This window comes from Roseobacter sp. EG26 (assembly GCF_049830555.1).
GTDB lineage: Bacteria > Pseudomonadota > Alphaproteobacteria > Rhodobacterales > Rhodobacteraceae > Roseobacter.
In genome coordinates, this window is sequence record NZ_JBNBLH010000010.1 from 1 (window position 1) to 24085 (window position 24085).

25 protein-coding genes and 1 tRNA gene are annotated in these 24085 nt (G+C 53.0%); 10 read left to right on the forward strand and 16 right to left on the reverse strand.

From position 1 onward, the window contains the following. The first annotated feature begins 46 nt into the window (after positions 1-46). Positions 47-123: transfer RNA gene (locus tag ACOTTU_RS19265), tRNA-Met, on the forward strand. On the opposite strand, the gene ACOTTU_RS19270 is transcribed toward ACOTTU_RS19265, so the two are convergent. The 4 genes from ACOTTU_RS19270 to ACOTTU_RS19285 all read right to left on the reverse strand — a co-directional run bounded on the left by ACOTTU_RS19270 (position 102) and on the right by ACOTTU_RS19285 (position 3244). Beyond that, positions 102-1769: a recombinase family protein gene (locus tag ACOTTU_RS19270; RefSeq protein WP_425660264.1), complete on the reverse strand. Its 1668-nt coding sequence runs from the start codon at positions 1767-1769 to the stop codon at positions 102-104. The genes ACOTTU_RS19265 and ACOTTU_RS19270 overlap by 22 nt on opposite strands. Beyond that, a complete protein-coding gene (locus ACOTTU_RS19275) occupies positions 1766-1939 on the reverse strand; it encodes a hypothetical protein (protein ID WP_425660266.1) in 174 nt (57 codons plus the stop codon). The genes ACOTTU_RS19270 and ACOTTU_RS19275 overlap by 4 nt, the downstream gene beginning before the upstream one ends. Before the next feature lie 232 nt (positions 1940-2171). Beyond that, a complete protein-coding gene (locus tag ACOTTU_RS19280) occupies positions 2172-2771 on the reverse strand; it encodes a hypothetical protein (protein ID WP_425660268.1) in 600 nt (199 codons plus the stop codon). Positions 2772-2782: 11 nt separating this feature from the next. After that, a complete protein-coding gene (locus ACOTTU_RS19285; RefSeq protein ID WP_425660270.1) occupies positions 2783-3244 on the reverse strand; it encodes a hypothetical protein in 462 nt (153 codons plus the stop codon). 53 nt (positions 3245-3297) lie between these two features. On the opposite strand from ACOTTU_RS19285, the gene ACOTTU_RS19290 reads away from it, so the two are divergent. After that, positions 3298-3567, forward strand: coding sequence for a hypothetical protein (locus tag ACOTTU_RS19290; RefSeq protein ID WP_425660272.1), 270 nt, complete (start codon positions 3298-3300; stop codon positions 3565-3567). On the opposite strand, the gene ACOTTU_RS19295 is transcribed toward ACOTTU_RS19290, so the two are convergent. The 7 genes from ACOTTU_RS19295 to ACOTTU_RS19325 form a co-directional block, all read right to left on the reverse strand. Next, positions 3564-3806, reverse strand: a complete 243-nt coding sequence (locus tag ACOTTU_RS19295; protein ID WP_425660274.1) for a hypothetical protein — start codon at positions 3804-3806, stop codon at positions 3564-3566. The genes ACOTTU_RS19290 and ACOTTU_RS19295 overlap by 4 nt on opposite strands. Continuing rightward, entirely contained in the window at positions 3803-5215 is a 1413-nt protein-coding gene (locus ACOTTU_RS19300; protein WP_425660276.1) for a type IV secretory system conjugative DNA transfer family protein, read from the reverse strand. Before ACOTTU_RS19300 ends, ACOTTU_RS19295 begins: the two co-directional genes overlap by 4 nt. Continuing rightward, positions 5215-5517: a hypothetical protein gene (locus tag ACOTTU_RS19305; RefSeq protein WP_425660278.1), complete on the reverse strand. Its 303-nt coding sequence runs from the start codon at positions 5515-5517 to the stop codon at positions 5215-5217. The genes ACOTTU_RS19300 and ACOTTU_RS19305 overlap by 1 nt, the downstream gene beginning before the upstream one ends. Further along, a complete protein-coding gene (locus ACOTTU_RS19310; protein WP_425660280.1) occupies positions 5517-6827 on the reverse strand; it encodes a hypothetical protein in 1311 nt (436 codons plus the stop codon). The genes ACOTTU_RS19305 and ACOTTU_RS19310 overlap by 1 nt, the downstream gene beginning before the upstream one ends. Before the next feature lie 41 nt (positions 6828-6868). Further along, positions 6869-7906: a hypothetical protein gene (locus tag ACOTTU_RS19315; RefSeq protein ID WP_425660282.1), complete on the reverse strand. Its 1038-nt coding sequence runs from the start codon at positions 7904-7906 to the stop codon at positions 6869-6871. Positions 7907-8021: 115 nt separating this feature from the next. Continuing rightward, the gene (locus ACOTTU_RS19320) at positions 8022-8348 is read right to left on the reverse strand and encodes a hypothetical protein (protein ID WP_425660284.1); all 327 of its coding nucleotides are present in this window, start codon (positions 8346-8348) and stop codon (positions 8022-8024) included. 66 nt (positions 8349-8414) lie between these two features. Next, positions 8415-9017, reverse strand: a complete 603-nt coding sequence (locus tag ACOTTU_RS19325; RefSeq protein WP_425660286.1) for a hypothetical protein — start codon at positions 9015-9017, stop codon at positions 8415-8417. A gap of 155 nt (positions 9018-9172) precedes the next feature. Here ACOTTU_RS19325 and ACOTTU_RS19330 point away from each other — a divergent pair, with 155 nt between their 5' ends. From ACOTTU_RS19330 to ACOTTU_RS19340, 3 genes are read left to right on the forward strand one after another with little or no spacing between them, the layout of a single operon-like run. After that, complete coding sequence (locus ACOTTU_RS19330) at positions 9173-9415, forward strand: hypothetical protein (RefSeq protein ID WP_425660288.1); 243 nt, start codon at positions 9173-9175, stop codon at positions 9413-9415. Between the two features lie 57 nt (positions 9416-9472). Continuing rightward, positions 9473-10471 carry a hypothetical protein gene (locus ACOTTU_RS19335; RefSeq protein WP_425660290.1) on the forward strand — a complete coding sequence of 333 codons (999 nt, stop codon included), beginning with the start codon at positions 9473-9475 and terminating at the stop codon, positions 10469-10471. Then, complete coding sequence (locus ACOTTU_RS19340) at positions 10468-11661, forward strand: tetratricopeptide repeat protein (RefSeq protein ID WP_425660292.1); 1194 nt, start codon at positions 10468-10470, stop codon at positions 11659-11661. The genes ACOTTU_RS19335 and ACOTTU_RS19340 overlap by 4 nt, the downstream gene beginning before the upstream one ends. Positions 11662-11863: 202 nt before the next feature. On the opposite strand, the gene ACOTTU_RS19345 is transcribed toward ACOTTU_RS19340, so the two are convergent. Together ACOTTU_RS19345 and ACOTTU_RS19350 are read right to left on the reverse strand one after the other, a co-directional pair. Then, positions 11864-14431, reverse strand: a complete 2568-nt coding sequence (locus ACOTTU_RS19345) for a DEAD/DEAH box helicase family protein (RefSeq protein WP_425660294.1) — start codon at positions 14429-14431, stop codon at positions 11864-11866. Between the two features lie 195 nt (positions 14432-14626). Further along, positions 14627-15379, reverse strand: coding sequence for a thermonuclease family protein (locus ACOTTU_RS19350; RefSeq protein WP_425660296.1), 753 nt, complete (start codon positions 15377-15379; stop codon positions 14627-14629). Positions 15380-15587: 208 nt separating this feature from the next. On the opposite strand from ACOTTU_RS19350, the gene ACOTTU_RS19355 reads away from it, so the two are divergent. Beyond that, positions 15588-16307 carry a hypothetical protein gene (locus ACOTTU_RS19355; protein WP_425660298.1) on the forward strand — a complete coding sequence of 240 codons (720 nt, stop codon included), beginning with the start codon at positions 15588-15590 and terminating at the stop codon, positions 16305-16307. 3 nt (positions 16308-16310) lie between these two features. Here the strand turns inward: ACOTTU_RS19355 and ACOTTU_RS19360 are convergent, their stop codons facing one another. After that, positions 16311-16652, reverse strand: a complete 342-nt coding sequence (locus tag ACOTTU_RS19360; RefSeq protein WP_425660300.1) for a hypothetical protein — start codon at positions 16650-16652, stop codon at positions 16311-16313. Positions 16653-16657: 5 nt separating this feature from the next. On the opposite strand from ACOTTU_RS19360, the gene ACOTTU_RS19365 reads away from it, so the two are divergent. Then, positions 16658-17383: a recombinase family protein gene (locus ACOTTU_RS19365; RefSeq protein WP_425660302.1), complete on the forward strand. Its 726-nt coding sequence runs from the start codon at positions 16658-16660 to the stop codon at positions 17381-17383. An 86-nt stretch (positions 17384-17469) separates the two neighbouring features. On the opposite strand, the gene ACOTTU_RS19370 is transcribed toward ACOTTU_RS19365, so the two are convergent. Both ACOTTU_RS19370 and ACOTTU_RS19375 read right to left on the reverse strand, forming a co-directional pair. Continuing rightward, a complete protein-coding gene (locus ACOTTU_RS19370; protein ID WP_425660304.1) occupies positions 17470-18480 on the reverse strand; it encodes a hypothetical protein in 1011 nt (336 codons plus the stop codon). 122 nt (positions 18481-18602) lie between these two features. Then, entirely contained in the window at positions 18603-20657 is a 2055-nt protein-coding gene (locus tag ACOTTU_RS19375) for a hypothetical protein (RefSeq protein ID WP_425660306.1), read from the reverse strand. Between the two features lie 393 nt (positions 20658-21050). On the opposite strand from ACOTTU_RS19375, the gene ACOTTU_RS19380 reads away from it, so the two are divergent. The 3 genes from ACOTTU_RS19380 to ACOTTU_RS19390 all read left to right on the forward strand — a co-directional run bounded on the left by ACOTTU_RS19380 (position 21051) and on the right by ACOTTU_RS19390 (position 23977). Beyond that, the gene (locus ACOTTU_RS19380) at positions 21051-21317 is read left to right on the forward strand and encodes a hypothetical protein (RefSeq protein ID WP_425660308.1); all 267 of its coding nucleotides are present in this window, start codon (positions 21051-21053) and stop codon (positions 21315-21317) included. A gap of 378 nt (positions 21318-21695) precedes the next feature. Continuing rightward, positions 21696-22202 carry an antirestriction protein ArdA gene (locus ACOTTU_RS19385; RefSeq protein ID WP_425660310.1) on the forward strand — a complete coding sequence of 169 codons (507 nt, stop codon included), beginning with the start codon at positions 21696-21698 and terminating at the stop codon, positions 22200-22202. An 80-nt stretch (positions 22203-22282) separates the two neighbouring features. Beyond that, positions 22283-23977 carry a ParB/RepB/Spo0J family partition protein gene (locus tag ACOTTU_RS19390; RefSeq protein WP_425660312.1) on the forward strand — a complete coding sequence of 565 codons (1695 nt, stop codon included), beginning with the start codon at positions 22283-22285 and terminating at the stop codon, positions 23975-23977. The last annotated feature ends 108 nt before the right edge of the window (positions 23978-24085 follow it).

A 24085-nucleotide genomic window follows, 5' to 3' on the forward strand; every position in this document is an offset into this window, starting at 1 on the left:
GTTCCGGCCTCAAGTAGCGTTCTACGCGGTAGGCCGCATAAAGTGTCGCGGGATGGAGCAGCCCGGTAGCTCGTCAGGCTCATAACCTGAAGGTCGTAGGTTCAAATCCTACTCCCGCAACCAGCTTTACCTACTACCTCATGAGCAGCTAGCTCATTGAGGCGGTGGGAAGCTAGCGCCAGCAACTTGATATCCGAAACGTCAATGGAAAGAGGCACATCGGTCGCGTGCCGCTTTTCCGACATCGCTAGTATCCCTGCCAGATGTCCTTCGAGATTGACCACCAACCGCGTCTTGCTCGGGTCGGGCGTCAGAACGATCCTGTCGATAAGACCACGGATCAATCCGGCCGCCTCCTCGCGGTGGCCCGGCTCATTGAGCGTCTTGATCAGCTTCTGAACCTCGCGAGCATACATGTCGGACATGGCGGGATGAAGGATCGGCTCCGGTGCGCATTCGCTCTCAAGCTCACGCTTTAGAATGTCTATACGGGTCGAGATGCGTTGTGCGTCGTCGCGTACCATGTCTGCCGGAAGGCCATCCTTGATTGCCTCGACAATACGCACGCGCTCGCGTTCCAGTTTGGCGAGTTCTTTGCGTTGAGCCGTGCTGGCATCGATGCGCGTACGCCGCAGCTTGTTGAGATGTTCCGTATATTCCTTGCAGAACAGAGCGCAGAGCTCCGGGTCCATCAACTGGTCCTGTAACGCGCCAAGAATGTCTTCTTCGAGGTAATTGCGACTGATCGTTAGTTTATTGTTGCACGTGCCTTTATTGCGGGCGCTGGAGCATCCGATCTGTGTGGCATTGACGGACGAACACCCGCCGCCACACTCACCGCATTTGATCAGAAAGGAGAAAAGGTTCTTGGGACGGCGCGCGTTCCAAAACCCCGACTGCGCCTTCTTATTGACGGCCCCCTGCTTTTGTTTGACGGCATCCCATGTTGCTTGGTCGATGATCCGCAGGTCCGGCATGTCTTTTGTGATCCACTCAGAATCTGGATTAACCCGCGAGACCCGTTTCCCGGTCTCTGGGTTCTTGGCATATCGCAGACGGTTCCACACCATCCGACCGATGTAGAGCTCATTGTTCAGAATGCCTGTGCCGCGTTCGCGGTTGCCGTAGATCGTGCTTGGCCCCCAATGGCGGGCAGTTGGAGCTGCAATGCCCTCTTCATTGAGCGCGAAGGCGATCTTCTTTGGCGAAATCCCAGCAAGGTAGTCGTTGAAGATGCGCTGAATTACGGCGGCTTCCGTGCCGTTAATCACCCGCTGGCCTTTGTCATCTTCATTCTTGACGACATCATAGCCGAAGGCGTTCCCGCCGCCCGACCGTCCAGCTTCAATCCGACCACGTAGTCCGCGACGGGTCTTTTGGGCGAGGTCTTTGAGGAAGAGCGCATTCATCGTGCCTTTGAGGCCGATGTGAAGCTCGCTGATCTCGCCTTCGGCCAGGGTTACGATACGTACACCAGCAAAGCTGAGGCGTTTGTAGATCGCGGCGATATCTTCCTGGTCACGGCTGAGACGGTCAAGGGCTTCCGCAAAAACGGTATCAAATTTGCCCATGATGGCGTCCTGCATCAAGGTTTGCACACCTGTTCGCAACAACGTCGACGCCCCTGAAATCCCGTGATCTGCGTAAGTTTGGGTGATGGTGTGGCCATCGGCCTTCGCGCGCAGCTCACACAGGCGGACCTGATCCTCAATTGAGGCCTCAGATTGCATGTCGCTTGAATATCGTGCATAAATTGCTGTGCGTGTCATTGGCCTTCTCCTTGTGATCTTTGCTGGTTGTCCTCCACGTTTTGCATGGTTTTCCATGTCCGTTCGGCGGCGCGGCGTGCAAGAAAACGAACAAGGTCGCGAAGATCGCGGCGCTTGTTCGACAGCCCAGAAATCTGCTCTCCATTCTGCCATTTTACATCATACCTCATATCCAGCACCTCAAAATATCAATGCATATGCGGAGTTACCCACATGCAAGTTTTTGTAAGGAGTGCGGCGGATGTGCCAGTGCATTGGTGGTGGTGTCGGTGGGGTTTGGGGCATATCGGGTCTTTCTATCTTGGTGTTTATGTCTCCACATGCGGAACAAAGGGGGAGCATAAAAGCATGTAAGTTATTATTTGGCAAGGATTATTTTCCTATTCTTCTGAGCAGGATGCCTCAGGAATACGACTGCGACTGGCTGCGAACGGGCTGCTGCTCTTGCTTTCGGGCGGCCATCTCGGCCTCGCGCACGGGCTTGTGGAATTGCTCTTCTATCTGCTTGCCATGGGCATAGAGCTCTTTGCCGTAATTCTGTTGAAAGACATCTTTCATCAGGGACTTGGCCGCGACCTGCGTGATACCGAACTCAGCCGAGAGCGTCACCGCCGCTCGGTCGTAGGCTTGATAGAAAGGCTGCGTGGGAGCGGCCTGAACCAACTGCCCGATGCTCGCAGCGCAAGACAAGGCCCGCGCCTGTGCGTCATCTGGCAAGTTGTCTTCAGCGGCTTTCAATCCCTCGCGTGTCTGGTTCATCGACTGGCCCTGGGTGGCGGTGTAGACGTCGCGAATGATTTTTTCAGCGCGCATGGCGTCGAACTTTTCATTTCGGGCGTATGCGTGACTATAATCAACGAGCTTTTCGATGAACGAGCCTGAGCGTTCAATCTCCGCATGCAAGATGTCGGAGATCGCTACGGCCTCTTTCAATTGGCTTTCCGTCATGGATTTTCCCGAGAAGCTTTCGCGGGCAGCGGTGAGTTTTTCGTCATTGGTCATGATCTGTCCTTTCAGGATTGGGAGGGGCCAGTGCGATTGAACGACTGGCCAATGGAGCGCGACGGGCTTTGATCGGGCGCATCGCGCATGCGGATGGTGTTGGTGAGGCTGCGGTATTGATCCAACTCATCGGATTTGATGGCTGCAACGCGCTGATCGTAATCTTGGCGCACACGCGTCTCTGCTTTGCTCTGCAAGGCGTCCGCACTGGAACGCGTGTCGACCCCTTTGGGCAACGGGTGATCCAGGCGAATGCCATGTTCTTCGCGCAGGATGATCTCTTTGGCCTCGGCAATGCGGGCGGGATAGTCGCGCGCATGGGCGGCTTGTTCGGCCTCCAACCTTTGGGACGTTTCGCGTATGATGTTTTTGTATTGGTCCCAGTCCTCTCCGGTGCGCAACGAGCGGGCCAGGGACTGCCGTGTGGCTTCGACAAAGAGGTCGCGCACAGCATCGGCTGTGGATAACGGCATGATATGTCTCCTCAAATTTGCGGGATGCGGGCGCGGTCTGGTACACTGTCCTCATGATTGCTTTTGAAGACATTCAGGATGTGGAAGACTGGCTTGGCCCGCTTGGCTATGATGCCTTTTGGGATGCTGTAGCACCGTGGGGTATCTACGCGGGGGCAGATCGCGCGCATTTCGATGAGGTGCTGGTGAAAGGCGTCACAGACGTCGACACGATGCTTACTTGCCTTAAGGCCGAAGTGCGGATGGAGATGACGACGCGCTTTGACTTGAAGGAACGCTACTACGCGCCGACTACGGTCCAGTATTTGCGGCACGTCCATTAGGACTCGGCCCTGAAGAACCGGATCCACGGGCAGTGTTCGTTTTTGGCGGGTACCGTGATGACGCCTGCCCAGCCATAATACGTGCAATCAATGTAGCGGCGCGCAGCATGCGGATTGTAGATGTCGCCATTGTCGTGGAAGCGATAATGGCCGACGACGTGTGGCGTGCCATAGGTGGCATATCCGACCCAAAGAGCAACCGGGACCAAGATCCAGAGAAAGAGAGCGGCAAGTCTCATGAAGCAACTCCAGGCACTGCCAGTTTGATGATGGGATTTGGCGTCAAACGCCCGCCTTCCAGCGGGTTGTCGGCGATCAGATTGCAGTAGGGTTCGATGTTTTCCTGACTGACGGTGTTCAGGACCATGAAGCCGATGCCTTTGATATGAACGAGGCATTGCTCTTTCGGCATCGCCATAAGGTCTGCAGGCGTCATATGTCGCTGTTTGATCAGGCTGAGATTGGTATTGGTTTTGAAGCCACCGTTGTCGCTGCCGAGTGCGGATGCGACTGCGTGTTCTTCACCAATTGCCTTGCTGATCTTCTCGGCTTCTTTGAAGTTGCTAAACCCCAGCCATTGCTTTGTGATCGAGTTGTCTTCAGCCGTCTGCGCTTCGTGTTCGCCGAATTTACGAACGACCTCGCTGGGACTCTGCGAGATCATGATCAACTCGCCGCCATAGGCGCGCAATGTCGTGCTGCGCGTGATGAGCGCTTTTGCCGGGAAGTTGGTCCATTCGTCTGCTAGAATCCTCAAAGAACCTGCACCCGCATAGAGCGCGTCCACAAAAGACATCAGATTTGTGCCCATATAGGTGCCACATCTTTCCATGAATCTCTGCGGCCCTATCAGGAAGATAAATCCGCCGCGCCGGATCAAATCCGCATGGGAACAGTCAGCCTCAGCACCAACTTCGTTGAGCCGTGTACCGGGCGCGAACAAACGCAAGGCACGTTGCGCAGACTCCAAATGTTGTCCAAAATGCTCGTGACCTTGCATGGCCAAAATCGCTTTGGCCTGGGATTTGAGATGCGGCGTGCCTTCTTCCGGCTCAATTTCGGCGAAGGTGATAAGCACGTCCTGATCCGCGATGATTTCCGCCACGGCACCGGGTGTGCAGCGCTCTGAACCGCGTTTCAGCAAATACCCGCATGCAAAATCAATCATCTTGCGTGGCCAGGCACGGAAGTAAGCGTTTCTTTCGTCGTTTGGAGGTTCTGGAATGAGCGTTTCCATGATCGTCTCACTGGCGAAGGCCAGATCTCGTGGGTCAGAATCATAGGCAGAGACCATCGCGCCAAACGGGTTGAGCGAGACACGGAACTCGGAAAGTTCAGGACGTGTGCCAAAGTCGTCTATGACGGCCACCGGGATGCCCATCGCATGCAACATCGGAGTGCATTGTGCGGCCAGTTCGCCGTCTTTGACATCACAAACCAAGACCGGTCGCTCGCGGGCCGTGCTGGCATAGGAAAAGATTGCTGGCACCGCGACCCGCGTGCTTTTGCCCGCGCCATTGGCACCAAATACAGATGCATGTCCCGGTGGTGCCCAGACCGGTTCATTGGTTTCCGGGATGACGCCCAAAAGACGGCGACCTTGGGGATCGATCTCCCCAAGGTCTTTGGTTTTACCCCAGCCGAGCATTAAAGCAGGCCACGTTTGCGCAAAGCAGCGCGCTGGGCCATGCGGTCAGCCTTGGGATCACTGCCTTTCGACTTAAAGCGACCCCAACGCAGTGTGCCAGCAATGGCTTTCACGGTTTGGAACACCGCAATCACACCATGGAAGACCGCACCAACCGCAAAAATGGCAACAAAGAGGATCAGCCAATCGACGTGGGCCACATAGCCTTGCCAACACAGCCAGGCCAACCAGCCGCAGCAAAGGGCGCGCAGATAGCGCTGGTTGATGCGCCAGACCTGTTCCCATGCGGAGACCTCAGACATCAGTTGGCCCCCACAACATCTGCAGGCCGAACAACCAACCAAGCTGGATTGGCAGGCGCGCGGCGGGACAATGTGCGCTCAAACCCAGCACCCCGGTCCGCAGGCCCTGCAAAACGCAGCTTGCGGCCCCAGGTTTCGCCGTTGATGGCGATGCGCAATTCGGCCTCTGCGCCGCCCGCGGCACCACTGAACTGGTTCACCGCAACGGTCAACGCCTGCAAATCAACCGGACCTGGCATGGCAATGGTTTCCCAAGCGGTGTTCAGCGAAGACGATGATGTGAAGTCCTTAAAAAGCGTGCCGGACACGCCGCGAGGTGCCCGGAACGAGATCGGAGCATCCCCCCAAACCTGAACGGCAAGGTCAAAGTCGCAGGCACAGTCCCATTTAATGGCGATCTCAACATTTTGGGCCGCACGCAACTCGTCTTGATTTGGTGCACGTTGGCTGAGAGGCCGCTCGTAGATGGATCCTCCTGCATCACCCGCATCCAGCGCAGCCGTCGGGCGAAAGTGCACCATGTTGCGATGACCGTCCAACTCAGGCACAAACGCACCGACACGTTCAGCAATACCCTCCTTGGCGTTGCGCAGGGCGGTGGCCGGGTCCGGAGCGAATGTGGCCAGTGTCGCGCCGCGTGATGTGACCGAGCCCGAGATAAACCGAACCATGAAGTGCTCATGGCGATCCGACACGCGCCACGCGGTGCCGTTCATGCCCCAATGCACCGCGTAGTTTTGCAGATAGCTGCCTTCGCCAGACGCGCCATAGATCGTATCCGCACGCGAGGCTGCAATTTGATCGTCGTCAGGGATGACGCCGCCCAACATGGACCAATCCAAGTGGCGCGGATCATGGGTGACAGGCGACGTTCCATGAAAAATCAGATCACGCGAGGTATCAGCCGGGTAGTTCGCATTGATCGTCCGCAAGGTTGACGGAAAGTCGATCTTGCCCGCAAAGACATCCTCTTTGGGTGCAATAGCCGTTTCAGCAAACTCCTTCAGATTTCGGAAGAAGGCGGCATTGTCGCGCATCCGGTTGCGCTCGATCTCATAGCGCTCAGGATCGTTTTCCAAAGTGTAATGTGCGATTTGTTCCTGCGTGAGACCATTGATGATCCAGGCCTCTTCGCCCGGGTCGACCGTGTCGATCAGATGTAGGGCGACGGCTTGAATCTCCGCCGTCTTCTCTTCGACATTGCCGACAGGTGACAGAATGACAACGGCTTCGCGGGCATTGGCGGTTTCAGCGATCAAGCCACCAGCGATCAGTGCTATGGCCGACACAGTTTGATTGAACAGTTTCATGAGAGTCTCCTTGATGTGTGGGGATGGGAAGGAACGGGCTGTCAAAGCAGCCCGTCGTCAGGTTTGCGGTTCATGCGCTGCAGAATAGCGATGTCACCGACAACGTCGGCTTCCGCGTAAGTAGCCTTCAATGTACGGATTCGGCCTTTGATCGCACCGAGGCGCAGCGCCAACGCTTCAAAGGTCTGGACCTGACTTTCGCGCGCCCGGATCAGCGGTGGACGCGCTTCATTGGGGATCATGTCGGACGGCGCGTATTTTGCCATCAACGCATCAAGCTGGAAAAACAGCGCGGCTGAGATCAAAGCCTCTGCAACAATGTGACCGACATTGAAGCCCCAGGCGACAAAGTGGTTGGTTTCCTTGAACGGATCGAAGATCCCGCTCAAACCTTCGAACAGGGACGCGAAGAGTGGTATCCAGATGAAGAAAGCGACAATGCCAATGCCCGTGACGACCTTGCGGTACCGGTCTTTGCTGGCTGGATCGCTGAAGACACCAGTAGCCTGTTTAATCATGATCCCGGCGGCAGGTGCCAGCACCGACAGCATAAACGGCAGATGCTTCTGCTCTTCGAAGATCGGCAAACCGGCATCAGCCAGTGTCGCCTGAATGCCCGCGTAAGACGCACCAAGCAGTCCGGCAATGGCGGTTGTTGTGAGCAGGCCAGAGATCTGGTCTCTGGTTTGCCATTTGGAAAACGGTTTTTCTTTATCCGTCTCGCCCGGCCCGGAATTGCCACCATTGGACTTGGTCGCAGGAATTTCCAGCGGCTCATCGGCCAGGTTTTTATCCGTTTCGTCGAGCGCGGCCTCAGCCACATCATACTGCTTTTGGACGGCGGCTTCTTCCGCCTCGGCCTGCGCAAGCTCAGCCCCATACAGCAAATCTGACTGCGCGGTAGTGTAGCGAGCAACCAGGCCGCGCGTTGCGTCGGCGTCGTTGATTTCTGTCGCGGCAGTCACAATGCCCCGATCCAGGGGGACCGAGCGGTGTGTCTGCGGCGTATCGTCTGAGCGGGGCGCTTGCACGGTATATGAAACCGCGTTCGTGTGCCCTTCGGTCTTCTGATGCTTCATGGGATGCCCTTATGTTGAACACCAGCGCAGGTCATCCGCGCTGCTGTTCAGGGTTTACGAGGATCGATTCTCGGGCGGGGGCAGTTCGTGCGCAGTATTGCCCCCGCTCAGACGTTCAGCTGCTTGTCGCAGAGGTGATGACCAAGGTCAGCAAAATCAGGATGACACCGATCACGTGGGCCATTCGCAGCTCTTCACCAAAGAACGTACCAAGGGCGATGGACCCTAAAACAGACAGGCAGGATGACGCCAAGGCCACCCAGATTAGCGGTTGTGCGGACAAGAGCAGCACAATGAACATCGCTGTCCACACCCAGCACCCAACCCCCACAAGCGCCCAAACGACATCACTGGTCGCCACCGCGTGTTTCAGCGCCGCCATCCCAGCAAGGCTTGTCGCGACATTGCCCACACACAGACCCAAAGACATCCAAACAGTCATGCGCATCCCTCCAAAATAAATCCGCCCCCGGTGTTTGGACCGGAGGCGGATTGCGATGGGGGCAGTTCAGGCATCGTTGAAGCGCTTTGAGTTCAAAACCCGTCTGGTGATATCCAACATCACAAGCCGTTCACCCCAACGAGAATCCGGCTTGCCGGTAATCTGACCCGCGATGGAACGATCAAGCCAGTCGCGGATGGCGCGGTCATAAGACACCGGCTCGTCGTTCCAATCCGAAGTTACCGGCAGGTGCAGCGTCTTGCGCCCGTCGAACACCTCGTCGATTGTCTCAGGTTCGATGACATATGGTCGACCACAAGGCTTTTGGAAACTCATGCCTTTCTCCAGGCCACCGTAGAGCGTGTAGGCGACCATCCAGCGGATTTCAGGCAGCATTAGATTTTTCTTCGCTAGCCAGCGACCCATCTCGCAGAAGAAACCCTTTTGCAGCACAGCTTCCTTTGTTTTGGCACGGATCACGTCGCCCTCAGGGATGATCAAGTCCTGCGTTGGAATGAGATCGTTGGGGGAAATGGCTTTCAAGGGAACGCAAGGGGTTGGAAGGTCGCGCTCGCAGATACTGCAGTGCCCGATGGTTTCACCGGGTACATTGATATCTAGGGTTTGTAATTTCGTGTCTGCGTTACGTTCAGTGACCTGTTTCTTCATGTCGGACTCCTTTGGTTTATTCTGAGCCCGTTGTCGCAAAATGGAGTATTGTTAGCATTTCCGTTGGCCGGCATTATATTTGCGTTCACTTTGCGACAAGTTGACGAATTTAATAAATTGTGTTATTTTTCAGTATATTACAATATGAGAGGTTTATGAGTGAGACAATTGGCCGATTACTAGGAGAGCATTTGGGTATCCTCGAAGAAGATCTGCGAGAAAACCCCCTTGATCCTGCAATACTGGATAGAATCAGTCGGGTCGCTGGGATTTATGCAAACTTGAAAGGTGCCGGACTTCCGGAATTTGAGAACGATTTCAGGGATGGCTACAACATCGCGAAAGATGATGGACTGCGTAATCGTGCACCTTCGGCACCTGGATTTGACATGGGTTGACGAATAGGTGATCGGTGCTTCTGCTAAGTCACGCGAGATCTATGTAGTTGGGTGAGCATGGTTGAAGAACATATACTCAAATTGGCACCGGACTTCCTTCGCTATTGGGTTTTCAATGTTGCAGGCGCGGATAATCAAGCCCGTACAGCACAAAAAATTGGATGTTCGGAATCAGTTTTGAGTCTTTGGTTGAATGGTCAACGTGCGCCGAGGCATGGCAACTTATGTTTGATTGCCGCATTTCTTTTCTCTGATGACAAGGTAGCACGCGACAAAAAGGCATACGTGGCAAAGGAAGGAAAGTTCATTGCGGCGGTCATGTTCCTCAGGCGCTGCGACAGCGGTGAAGTGTCCATTGACGATAATCCGCCGGAATTCGCATACTTATTTTTAGTTGCGCAAGGCTTGATTCAAGGGAACGGAAGGCCCGCGCAAAACGAGCCATATGCCGACCTACCTGACAATCAAAGTGCAACCCAGACGTCAAAAGCCAAAGTGCCGACCCGCAATTGGGCCCCTGATTTGGTCGAGCTTTCAGGCGTTGGGTGGACGCAAATGCCTTCCGATAGCGATGATTTTGAGTTGGCTATCGAACTCACATGCGATTTCTTTCGTGAGATTATCGGTACTCGGGAATTCCGCTACGGCGCGCAGGTTGCATCATTTAAGGTTACGCCAACGAATTTCGATTTTAAAAAAATTTATAAGAATAGCAGAGGTGAAATCCCCGAGTATGTGCGATACCTAAAAAATGGGCATTGGTATGTAGAAGGACCAATTGATCGACACGGTCTATTGAGAGGCAATGCTCTTTCGGATGCCATTTGTATTGTGAATCCTATTTACGAAGGTCAAGCCAGCTTAGAGGTCGACGCTTATGTTGAGAGGATAGATCTAGATGTGAAGTCGATTAATACAAGAACAAACATCAGCGAAGAAATGTCGGCAGACCAAAGGACTCAACTCATTGATCATATGGTTTGTATTCTCATAAACAAAAGAAACGAAATCGATGAACGAGGTATAGTGCTATCTTCGGCTAAGGTGGAGAAGTGAGTAGTGATAGTCAATGCGGCCCATTTGAGGCTCTAACAGATCAAGATCGTCAAAATATTCAAACGATGCTCGAAACTCCACATCTTACTTTTACCCAAGCAGTAAAAATCCTCAAATTGGACCCAGCCACAGATTTTAGATACGCAAACCTATCTGGTATTTCGTTTGAGGACGAGAATCTATCCGATTTTGATTTTGAAGGTTCCAAAGTCTCAGGCTGCTCCTTTTCGAAAAATTGCCTACCTTCTTTTTCTATTCGCGGCGAGGATAGAAGTTCCGATGACTTGGAACAGGACCAAGCTGCGGACACGCGTGCTGGTCGAAGCAGCAGTTTTGGCAAAAGAAATGGTCGAATGCGCGACTTTTCAAAGCAGCCGTCAGATCCAGAAGAGCTATATTCGTTCGCGAGAGATCTTCAAACAGGCACGCGCTTTGAATCGCCAGCCCCGAAAACAGCCAATGAGTTCTTTCATAAGGCTGCTGAGTTAGGCAATGCTGAGGCAATGTATAGCTTGGCAGTTAACTTGCAAAATTCGCTTGGCTTCCAAGAAGCTGACTTACAACTTGCAAATGAGTGGTTTTTCCGCTCGGCAGACAATGGGAATACAGATGCGATGGTTGACCTAGGTTTCAACCTTGTGCGCGGTCGTGGGTTTGAATTGGCCGATGAAGTGCGCGGCGTGCAATACTATCGCGAAGCCGCTCGAAAGGGAAACGCTAGGGGCATGTTCAATCTTGGATACGCCATCCAGACTGGAATTGGAGAAGAAATTCGCAATTTAAGGATAGCTAACGAGTGGTTTGAAAGCGCCGCTGAGCTTGATGATGCTGCTGCAATGTACAATTTGGCTCGTAATCTTCAAAACGGGCGAGGATTCGATAGCCCCAATCCAAAAAAAGCAAATGAATGGCTTTGTAAGAGTTCCAATCTCGGGAATTCGAAAGCGATGTTGCAGTTGGCGCAAAACCTTGAGGAAGGCATTGGCTTTGAAGCTCCGAATCTAGAAAATGCGGAACACTGGTATTTGGCAGCGGTGAATGCAGACAACATTACAGCAATCAAAATAGTGGCTGAAAAATTCAAACACGGGTTGCCTCCCTTTTTAGTCAATGTTCAAACTGCCTCGTTTCTTCTAAAGCGTGCCCACGCTCTGGAAATTCGAGAGGCCGGCGGTGAAGTCTTAGACTAAATGGCCAGTTCTACTCCCTCCCACACAAACACTTGCGTGTAGGTCGGTGTGGCGAACTGAGTGCCGAAGCACCTTCAAGATTGACACCCTCCGCGTCACATCTTGCCGATCCTTTTAAAAATCAGGATGGCAAGCTGTGTACGGCGTAATACGCCATACATCTTGGAAAGGGGCTGCGCCCCGTTTCATCCCGCTGATGAGCCTAAACCTGTCGAATGATATTTTCCGGCGACACGCTCTTACGGATGCCAGAGGGCTGCCACTCTTGCCGAAGTGACATCGCTTCACACTCAATAAGCCTGTCCGCAGGTGGCATCTTGAACAAGCTAATCATTGCCTGGTCAAGTTGCCGATAGAACTGGCGTAGATTTTCAGTGCGAACCGCTGCCATCCGTTCTGACGGATGCGCTTGCTGAACGCATGTCGCCTGCGGTGTCAAAAAAAACAACTCATGCTGATGATAATCTGGGAACTCCTTATCGAACCATTCGAGGTGCAACAGCCCTGTACCGACTTCTTCACTGTTGAGGGGGCTGTCATTGTTTTTCTTCGTTTTCAGTGACCACAAAAACGCACACTTAGTTTCTTCGTGTAACCACAGAACATCGAGGGTCGAATTTTGATCCGACTCTTGCTCAGGTCTTGATGAAACGAAGCCGAGAACTTCTCCTAAGAGCCGCATCGCTTCTTCATGTTGATTACTAGATGCATCGTCTGCCAGCAGTTTTTTTATGTGAAACTCATGCTTATCCCACGGATTTTTCGCGACTGCTTTATCGCTAGAAAAAATCGACAGAAGACTTGCGTGAAAGCCGTTTTTAGGTGCCACAGCTTTGACGATAGACGCAGCTGTGGACGGCTGCGGAAGCGCAATGTCAAAAAATGTTCGCGCCCGGGCATCAGCATAATGCTTGCTTGCAGTCTCAGAGTCACCTTCGCATTCAAACGAGTGTCCAATATGCATGCTATACCAACCAGCGAGTCTCCGGTCCGCCGGTGCGACTTCGTGGATGGCTTCGCCTAGTGTCGTTCGAGCGATATCTGGTCGACCGTCCCACATTGCTGCTGCGAAATTAGCCTCGGCAAGAGCACCTTTCAATAGGGCTGCATCAATCTCGAGCGCTTGTTCCTGTTCATCTTCGCTGACACCAGTAGAAGAAACAGTGTCCTTGTAGTAGCTAAGCCAGCCCCGATCACGGCTAAGAACTTGATCAACCAACTTAGGGAACTGGGAACCGTCGGCAATTTTTAACTGGTCAATTAAGGAGCGCCCCAGTTCAACCTGTTTTTGCAGAAGCGACGGCAACAATGCGAGGTTCCGTGTCTTATTTAACCAACCAATCAAACGATCATCAAAAGAAAATATGACACTGTAATCGTTCCGGCCCCTGTTCGTCCGTCCAAAAAGTTGAACAACTCTATTAGCAATGCGGGCGGCAAAAGCATTTCGCATTTCCAAACAATCAAACTGATATGTTTCGCAAAGACTAAATCCAGTTGGCAAACCGTCAGCTATTGATACACGACAAGTTCCATGCGGCAAATCAATCCCATCCACACGCGCCACCAATGAAAACGCCCCTGGTTCGGTTTGCTGCCTAAATTTCTCAAGACTTGCAGAAAACTCTGACGACTTTGCAGGGCTCACCAAGTTAAAGTACTTGTCCGCTGCGGCGTAAGAAGACGAAGCAATTAGGACCTTGTGGTGCTTAGCAATGTTCGCAGCCAAGTTAGTGAACTCTGGGTTCGTTACGCCATCCAGTTTGAGTTGATCGCGACGACGCATTATGATGAGACGCTCTCCAACGCCTGCATCATTTTCAGGTTCAATTTTTACCGCTGGACGCTTCCCGAAGGCACGGCAGAAGTCGACTTCGCTGGTCAACGTCGCTGACAGGTAGATCCTGCGAACGTCATTGGCGGCTAGCAGGTCCATCCGCTTGGCAGGAAGAAAGGCGGGTGCGATCTCGATTCTATACCTTGAGATAAAGATCGAACACGCATGCAGCTTGTCTGCAAGATGGCCATACGCAAACTCACTCGAGATCGAATGCCGCTTCATCCAATCGACCAATGCGCCGGATTTTGTAAGTTCGACAACCGCACCCGGTGGAACCGCAGTACACGAGTAGGTGCTAGACCCCTTCAAGATTGCCGCTAAAAACTCCTTTCGGGAAATTCTTTCGAAATATGGAAGTACAAGGCCAATAAACTCGCCGAAGGCGTCTTTCTGCTTTTTTCTGTCAATCGAGATCGTGTAACAATCACGAATGGTTTTTTCAGCCACATGAGCATCATCAAAAATGATCGCACTCGGTCGTAGATCGCCTCGGAAAACGCACCGGGAGTTGAAAAGAGCTTGGTAGTTGGTGATGCAAAAGCCGGTCCCATTCTCAAAAGCTTCACTAGAAAAACGCCCACCTGCGCGCGTCGAGCACCGAAAGCCCAGTCTTTCGTCACATTCTTTTTTTGTCTGTCTAACCAAATCATTAGTCGCGCAGGCATAGATAACATTTTGAATGCCTTCGTTCATCAGACTTTGGGCAATTATAATGCCGACAAGAGATTTTCCTGCCCCCGTATGCAGGGACACCAACACGTCATTTTTACTACGAACTTTGTCCCATTGCTCCAGCGCTTGTGACTGACCACGCCAAAGATCATTTGGTGTGGCATCCAAAGAAGAGGCGCTCCGAAAAACCTCAACTGGGTCAGTGGGTTGTGTGTCTGAGGTTGGGCGGCTAAGTTTGTCAAAGTCAAAAAGGGACATTTTTGTTCACCGATAGTTACGCCGCAACCGCGTGCTGTTCACGTCGAAAATACCTCAACTCTCAGATGTGTCCAGCGTGTTAACTGATTGCAAAAGTTGTTTCTGGCTTCTTCAAGCAATTACAGTTGAGCTAGTCGTGATGCACTTGGGTCGCTTCAGCTTTTGCTCGGTTCGGCCTATCTGCAGTCCTATAGTTCAACGGCCCGCCACGGGTCGCCAGCCGGCCGCAAGCGCCTCGGCTTCATCGCAGAACCACCGCTCTCCGTCCTCCGGATTGATCCTCGTGTTGCTGTAGTTGGGCGACCATGGCGTGTGGTAGATTTTCAGCTTGCCTTTGCTTGCGCCAATATTGCCTTTGATCGGGCACTTTCCATCCGGCGCATCCGCCAGTGCCCGGTTCCATTTATCATCGCGGAAGTCCCATGGCGTCTGCGTCTCGGCCTGCCAGACGCCGACCGCCATGGTGCGTGCCTCGCTTTCCAGTGCAACGTATTCATTGCTGTACTCGATGAATGCCCAGGCTAACCCTTCCGCGACTAAGGTTGCACCGATGTCACGCCCGCCGACAGAGCAGCGGGAAATGATCCGACCATAGGGGTCACGATCCAATGCTTCGCAGGAGATGTCCTCACCTTCAATCAGATTGTGCACTCGGTTGACGGCAGTTGCTCCGCAACGCCACGTATTGCCGTCTGGCGTTTCGCATCGTTGCGTCTTTTCGGGCGCATCGACGCCGTGCAGGCGGATCAACATTGGCCCGATTTCAAGCGTGTCACCGTCGAACACGCTGACATCGCCCCGGATCGTTACGGATTGCTGGCTCGGCGAGGCGGTAGCAACACCACCAGCCAGTTGTGCCGAGAGGATCGCAGCCAGGGCCATGCGTCGAACGGAGCTGGGCAGCGGCGTCCCTATCATTAATCGCGATCTGGGGATCAGGTGCGACATCAGTGCCTGCTGTATCCGGGCGGATGCCGGTGCATGTCGATGACCATTTACGACCTCCTGCGCAAATCGGGAACTTCCCCGATATCCAGAACTCAAATCTCCTTTGTCTTGGTTAAGTCTGTATGAACAAAACTATATGCATTCTGGTTTCGACACCGCATGTTTGCGCCGACTGGCTGGTTTCTGGTATACTGGAAGCGAGGTAAAAATGATTGAAGACAGTGAGTTAATAGCACGGCAGCGCCGTGGCTTTGAGGATTTAAACAACGAGATCGCCGGGCGCGATGTCGGGCGGCAGGCGCGGTTCTTGAACGATCACGCCGGGTCAGCCGAAACCAAACGGAAGGAACGCGACGCGCGAGCGTTCCAGAATCACTTGATGGAATTGCTCAAAGATCCGATTTATCGCGCCAAATACGATGGTGTGATACAGGCGCTTTCCGACGCGGAACAGGCGACGCAAGCGGCAATCGACGCGTTGGCGGATCACCTCCAAGCGGCTCAAACGGACCTCGCCGACATGATGGACAACTCCGCGCGCTTGCCAGACGGTACGCAAGTTTTCCGCGATGCAAATGGCGTGGTGCGACGTGAGGACGGAACAGTTATTGAGGACCAACTTGCCGATACAATCCTTTGGACCGGGCAGGAGCCAAGTTTCGAAGATGTCAACGCTGCAAGAGATCGCATTGAAGGTCTACAAGGACAGTTGGATGCGACAAACGGATATCAGAATGATGTTCTTGGCCCTGCGCGTGACAAGATCACTGATCCTGACAATCCGCCGTCGCTCGGAGAGCTTGATGACATCGCGAACGATATCCAAGGCGAGATGCCCAAATCCGTCAGGGATCAGATGCCGGAAGCGGACACGACTGCACTCGAAGTGCAGACACAAAACATTGGGTTGCCCAAACTTGGCGGCTAGGCTTCAGTTGATCGCACCGCAGGCTTCTAACAGGATCGCAAGGATAGTGCCGCTGGGATGGTAGTCACCGTATTGCGCGATTGCCTTGCGAATATGCGCATTACGGGCGTCCTTCTGTGCGTCTCCGAAGTACCAGTCATCAATGCAGCTCGACCTCTCTGGCTTCACCTGCGTCAGCACAACGCCCGCCATTGTAACAGATGTTTGAATGTAGCTGTCCTGTGATGCGACTTCCCAGCCTGCAAAATCAGCACCAGTGAAGCCTTCCGCTTTAGAAACATGTGGATTAATCGCCGCTGTGCACCCCACCGCCATTGCGGCACACCACCGTGCTATGCTGTTCATATTCCATGGTTTTTGAACATGAAGGCGCTTTACGCGAGTCGTGCGCAGAGGTAAACAAATCACAAGGGATTGGGCAGTTTTCAGGCGATAACGTCCGGTCGAACAAGCGCTTCAATCAGCAGATCGAAAGGGATCCTTTTCGATCACATTCCGCGCCAAGACGATACGGCTACATCCGGGTGTCCACGTCTGCGCAGCAGACCGACCGCCAAGTCATGCAGTTAGAAGCGGAATGCGACGAGTTGCGCGTCGAGCATATCTCAGCAGTGGCATCAGAACGCCCGGTGTTTGATGCTCTGCTGGCAGACTTAGATGCGGGTGATACTTTCATCGTCGTAGATCTCGACCGCGCTTTTCGGTCCGCCATTGATGCCATCATTACCAGCGAAGCGCTACGCAAACGTCATGTACGCTTTCAGATCCTAAGCTTTCCGTTTGATACCACCAGCGACGAGGGTGAATTGTTCTTTGGGATTGTCGCGCTCTTTGCACAGTTCGAGCGGCGTATTATAGGCAGGCGGACACGTGAGGGCATGGAGGCCGCCCGCAAACGGGGTATCAAGCTAGGGCGACCAGCGCGGCTGGATGCGGAAACGATTGTCTCGGCGTACGACTGGATGGTGGCGAATGGGCTGCCCTGCGCCTACGTCTCTGCGCTGTTAGGGGTGTCACGCCTTACGCTGCAGCGAAGTTTTCGGAGAGAAGGGTTGGCGTATCCAGTTGAAAGTTAAGATAGCTCCTAAACGGCCCATAATGTATCGGAAAAGCAGCTTCTGGTGGCCAAGTGTGCCGCATCGGAAACGCGTTCCATCTGTATTCAGCCTAGCTTACTCCAACAATCGTTTACCCAGATAAAGTAGGACGCGCGAACCTTAGTGTCAGGTGCGATTTGATCGGGCGGAAGAAAACCAACAGCTTTTTCGAACGCACCGAAGGACGCGATGTGTTTTGAAGCAATATGGATCATCAACACCTCAAAAACTTCCAAGACTTGGCTCGCGACTTGGGGCAAGAACAGCCGCATTTCTATTTCTGACTGAGGAGTCGCCGCATGCACCACCTGCACTGTAGGGTTCGCCAGAGTGCCATCAACGGCAATGGCAAAGTCCTTTATAATCACGCGATGGACATCTTTGGGATGCTCAACGCAGTTACGTAGATTTCTAACAAAAACCATAAAGGGTGTCATTGAAGCCGCAAACTTCGAAAACTCATCTGCATCACCGTAGAGTTTCTGAATCTCCGCCTCGAAGCCATTCCACAATTTTTCTGTATGGCCGTAGAACTGTTGGGTAAGGGTAAAGATGGCTTGGGTAGCATGTTCTATTTTCTGTACGAAAGTCTTGATATTTTCATCGAGCCCTTCAACTGATGGTAACGCCACTGAACGCTGTTCCGGTTGCTCGAAAGCAACGAGCGCGCTGTCATGCTCTCGAGCTAGTTTGCGCTCAATTTTCTGTGCTGCTAGGAGTTCTTTCATCACCACAATCGAAAGATCCATGACACGCTTCAAGTCAATTTCACCTGCGAATTGATTGGAGTTGAACAAGACGTTCGCAGTCAGAAAACTTCGCGCGACGGTTTCCGACTCAGAGCCCTGACTAACAATTTTCTGATGCCCATTCGGGATATTTGAGTTTGTTCGCTCAGGGTCAATGTCGTCGGCCAAAAATATTCTGTAAATCGCATGTTTTTTGATGATGTACATGTCTGTATCTGCGACACTAACCATCCCGGAGATGGGGCCGTCACTATCATCGCCGACCTGCATTGATAAAGCGCTATCCCTTATCTTTCCGATACGGGCTTTTTCTTGATCATTCGACATGAGAATTACCCAACGCTTTTCAACAATATGCAAAAATCAAACTTGATACGCTGGAAACTGCGCCGATTATTGCTTGCCGATAGCGTTGTCTCGATAAACCAGATGTCACCCACAATCTATTCCTAGTGTTTACCAAGCCCAAGAAATTCGAAAAATGCAGCATTTCGTTGTGATGCGGCATCAAACAGTCCACCAAAGTCAATTACTTCAATGTAAGCCTTGATGTTCTTACTGCCATTCCAGCCGAAATAACTCTGACCATCCGGTGCTTCGTTCAGAGTGGCATATTCACAGCGTTCGCGCATCGAGTCTGTAAGATCAGCGAGGACATAGACATAGCCTGGAAGCTCTCGTGCGCTTGGGATTGCGCGCCCGGTCTTTGTCATGACACCACCACTGCGAACCCGCCGCAGGTATCCTAATGCTTGCTCTATTGGGTCCTTATCTTCTCCTGTGCTGTATCCCTTGCGCATCGGCTTCTTTATCTCAACAATTGTAATTGTTGCTTGGGCCGATCCCGTAGTATCTGAAAATGCATGCGGGTTATCGTAGATGTTCAATCCTGCAAGGTCTGGTTCTTTCCCACCGCCTGCGGCAGTGATTGGTATCGAGCTCAGAGACTTGTCAGATCCTAGGTAGTGCTGATGAAATGCTAGTCTTTCATTGAGTAACCAAAGGTTGCTCGCACGAAGTTGCGATAAGTCTTCGCTAGTTGAGCCCATCGGCATGATCAGGTTGTGGATTACTGACTCGCGTTCAAAGCTACCGTCGGGTTGAGCATTGAGTGCCGAGTTGAGTAAATCAAGAACAACGCGCCTGTGTGTCACGTATGCAGCGAGATCCGACTGCTTAACGCTTTGCAATCGATCCATGTATTCGGCGATCCTTGCTGAATAGCTTTCTACAGTGTCAGAAAGGTCAGGGTTCAAAAGACGCTCACCTTCCTCAAGTAAACGCTGTTCAGTCTGATACTTCCGTGAATGCAACTCCCTGTCGATTTGTGCATCGTTGGTAGACGGATCAACGAACAACTCGTCTTCACCCATGTATCGGATTATCGGTAAGTAGTGCGGAGCTTTCTGCATAACAAATTCATCGAGTCTGTCACGCCCAGCCTGAATATTTGCCTCGAGAGATTCCCCCAAAAACTCAGAAACAAGCGGCTTAACTGCTTTTCGAATGTCACCACGAGAAATTTCTGTATCTGCGAAAAGCCCATCGACTTCCTCTTCCATGTCAAAGCCAGTGCGTTCAGCGACAACCCTTTGGTCCAGAAAGTCGCTTACAATGTACCCTGCATATCGATATGGGCCATCAGCATCGGACACACTCGCTGTCAGTCCGGGAAGCTCCAGCCCCTCTTCCGAAACAAGTCGTTGGCCAGCACAATATGCAAGCACATGCTTACGATCTGAGCGCGCCCGAAATTTGACATGCGTGACGTCAAAGTGAATGCCTTTGATCGTAAGGTCTTGGTGGGCTGATCCAGCATGCATATGAGCATCGAACAGACTATGCAGGTCGATAGCATCGTCAGTTTGATCGTCTGTCAAGGTAATGCTGGGGACTCCTGCTGATCTAACGAAGTACCAAAGCGCATGCTCAAGTAGTCTTCCCGCGATAGCGTCTGCGGTCTTTTCAACGGCCTTCGCATATCCGGGTCTGAATCCCAAAAGCTGTACTTTTGTGCCCACGTCTACTTTGTCGGTTTCATCAGTCGGGTCGCCACCAGCGACTTCTTCGCGGCCGGAAAAGCGGAAGGAACGCCGTTTTAAGGTTTGATCATCAAAGAAATGGCTGGATATTCTGACATCATCAAATGCCTTAAGCCAAGTTAGCCGTCCAACTCCCCGACACCCTTTGTCACGCTTGTTCGTAAAATGCAGGTGATTGAACGCGTCCCAGTTTGTGGCGTTAAAGCCAATTCCATTGTCTATGACGTCGAATCCGACAACAGCACGTTCTGGCTTTCGGCCGGGGCCAAAATCCAAGCTGACCAGCTCATCTTCCCGATGAATATGTACAGAAATTTTTCCTAGATTTGACACATCAGAAGCGCTTGAAAATCGGTCTTCAATGGCATGGACTGAGTTCACAACTGCTTCAAACAGAGGAATCAACCCACTTCGTTTCGGCAGATTGAAGTTTCGGAGTTGTCCAAGAAGGCTTGATTTCAAAGAGCAATTCCTTCCCAGTCCGTTAACCAACCAATCTCAAAGCCAACGGTGCTTGAGGAGGTTGGGATGTATCAATTTACTACGACTTCCACAGATTCTTGACAAGCCGAAGAGCGCCTTTCGCTAAAAAGGACACCTCACGCTCACCCAGCGCTTAAGAGACTGCAAGGCGCACAAGAAAACTGTGTGTGATCTTTCTTCTTACCGTCGAATGACGGTAGATGTCAGTTTTGGGCATAAACCAAGAGATTGGCCGGACTCGCGGCGAGTTTTTTCTTCCGGTCCTCTGTCCCATACAAGCGTATGCTTTTGCTGATTTTCCTTGCAACTTTCGGCTGTATTTGTTCTTGATATGTTCCTGTTTGTCGAACCCGTACTGAGTAAGGAGATTTTATGAGTACAGAAAGAAACGAAAAAAGAAGTGGCAATGATGCCGCTGGATTAAAACGCCCGTTCATGCTGGCCTATACCGTCAAAGCCATTGATGATGGTCGCAATTCCATTTGGAGCAAGATTGGCGCGGCCTGGGTGCACAATGATGGTCAGGGCTATGAAATCCGCATGGATGCGCTGCCGGTTGATGGGCGTGTTGTTCTGCGCACCGTCAAAGACAAAGATGCCGATCAATCCGGTGAGGTCGTAGATCGATCACCGCAATAGATCATCCCAGTTTACTGCGTGGGGAGAGGGCGATCCTGTTGGGTCGCCCTTTTTTGTCTACAAACGCAGATTTGGGCGTCCCCGCTGGCGCGGGCCGGGCTCGCGTGCACCAAGCCCCTTGGTCTTGGCCCTTCGGGCTTTGATCCCTGACGTGGGTTTGTCAGCCTGTGGCTGTCTTCTTCTTTTCATTGGGGCCTGCGGCCCATCGTCGGTCAAGACCAGGCCTTCGGCGACCGCCGGGGACCGTGGCTCAGGCGTGCCGCCTTGCGCCCGCACCATCCCCGTCGGTCGGTCCTGACAGTCCTCCCCCGCTCATTGCCGCGTGGCTAGTCGGGTTGCATGCGCAACCCGTTATGCAATGAAGGAAGGAAGACAAAAATGACCATTCAACTCCATGCCCAGCCCTACGACATCTCTGCGGTGGGTTTCTATTTTGACAGCTATGACGACTACACCGAGAAGGCCGCCGACCTGCGGAACGACTACGGCGACCCCGTCGAAGAGTTTGAGATTCAGTTCATTGATGGCGATGACATCGATTGCGATCTCGCCCGCGCCATTAGGATCAATCAGGCCAATCTCAAGCAGTATCTGGATGCGGTGGAAGATTGGGATGAAGACGACAAGACCCGCGTGATCCTTGCCGTTGGGGAGTGTGGCTATTGCTTTGACGCCAGCACACATCCGAGCGACTTTGATTTGGATATCTACCACTTCGAGACGATGCGCGGGTTGGCCGAGCACTTCGTGGAAGAAGGGCTCTTTGGCGACATCCCCGAGCGGCTGCAATTCTACCTCGACTTTGATGCCATCGCGCGTGATCTGGCGCACGACTACAGCGAGGCCGAAGTTGGCGGCACCTGTCTGATCTACCGCTGTGGATGAGGGGAATGCAGCCCCAAGCCGTTCCGTGTGAACGGTTTCAGGGTGCAATTCCGCATCGAACCTTGAAAAGGAACATTATCATGACACTGCAATTTATCGACCTTGAAAACCTCTCCGTCTCCCCGTTGAACGTGCGTAAATACGGCGCGAAAGACTGCGCCGATCTGGTCACCAGCATTCGCAGCCTTGGCCTTTTGCAGCCCTTGCTGGTGCGCGCAACAGACACCGCATTTGAAATCATCGCGGGACAACGCCGATTCAACGCCTGTCAGATCATTGCCGAAGACAGCGCGATTGATCCGCTGCCCTGTTTGGTGATGGCGGAAAGCGATGATGCCGCGGCGATTGAGGCGTCTTTGGCTGAGAACATCGAACGCCTGCCGATGGATGAGGTGGATCAATACAAAGCCTTCGCCAAGCTTATCAAGGAAGGGCGCAGCGCGGGCGACATCGCCACCACCTTCGGCATCACTGAGCGCATGGTTTCGCAGCGGCTGGCCTTGGGACGGTTGCATGCGCCGATCCTGACTGCCTTCCGCAAGGACGAAATTCACGCCCGCGACATTCGCAATCTCACCATGGCAACGCCAAAGCAGCAAAAGGCTTGGTGGGCATTGGTCAAGGATGACGATAGCTGTGCGCCGACAGGCCAGCGGTTGAAAGACTGGCTTTTTGGTGGGGCGCATATTCCTGTCAGCAACGCCTTGTTTGATGTCGCGGGCAGCAAGCTTGCCGTTGTGTCCGACCTCTTTGGGGACGATGCGTATTTCGCTGACAGCGAGGATTTCTGGCTGCTGCAAAACGCCGCCATCGCCGAGCGGGTCGAAATCTACCTTGCCGATGGTTGGGCAGATGTGACCGTCATGGATGTGGGGGCGTATTTCGCAAATTGGGATCACCGCAGCACCTCGAAGTCCAAAGGTGGCAAGGTCTTTATCACCTGCACCGCACAGGGAGAGGTGGCTTTCCACGAAGGCTATCTTTCTCAGGTAGAAGCCAAACGGTTGGACAAGAAGGAGACAAGCGCACCTGTACCCAAGCCCGAACTGACGAAGGCTGGGCAGAACTACGTTGATCTGCATCGTCATGCCGCCGTGCGGTGTGATTTACTCAAACGCAGTGACACAGCCCTACGTTTGATCGCGGCGCATATGATTGCGGGATCATCCCTCTGGTCGGTGAAAGCTGATCCGCAGAAAGCGGCAAAGCCCGAAATTGCGCAGAGCCTTGAGACAAATACCGCGCAGCACGCGTTTGAAGCGGAACGTCAGGCCGTTAAAACCCTTTTGGGTCTGGAGGACATGGCGTTGCTCGACAAACCCGATACCTATTACGCCCGCCCAAGCCTTGCAGAGGTGTTCGTCAAAATAACCGAGTTTGATGACGGTGACGTGCTGCGCGTGTTGTCGTTCTTAATGGCGGACAGTCTTGCCGTAGGCACCGAACTGATTGAGGTGCTGGCGCAGGCCTTCGGCACCGAGATGACTGCAGCGTGGTCAATCGATGACACCTTCTTTGATCTGATGCGGGACAAACAGGCCATCAACGGCATGGTGGCGGAAATCGCGGGCGAGAACGCTGCCAAAGAGCACATCACGGCAACCGCCAAGGTGCAGAAAACCATCATCAAGGCTTGTCTGGATGGCACCCGCACCCCGCAGGTCAAGAACTGGACACCGCGCTACATGCAGGTGTCAATGCAGGGCTACACCGACCGCAGCGGGTTTGCCGACGCTGTGCAAGCGGAGGACGCCTTCGCCATCGCAGCAGAATAATTAACCAACGTTCTGGGAGCGCGACCTGCGTTCCCAGATCACTATTAAAAAAAAGCGTGGACAGCCCTGACGGTCTGTCCGCGCTGCATTTGATTTTTGAAGATCAAA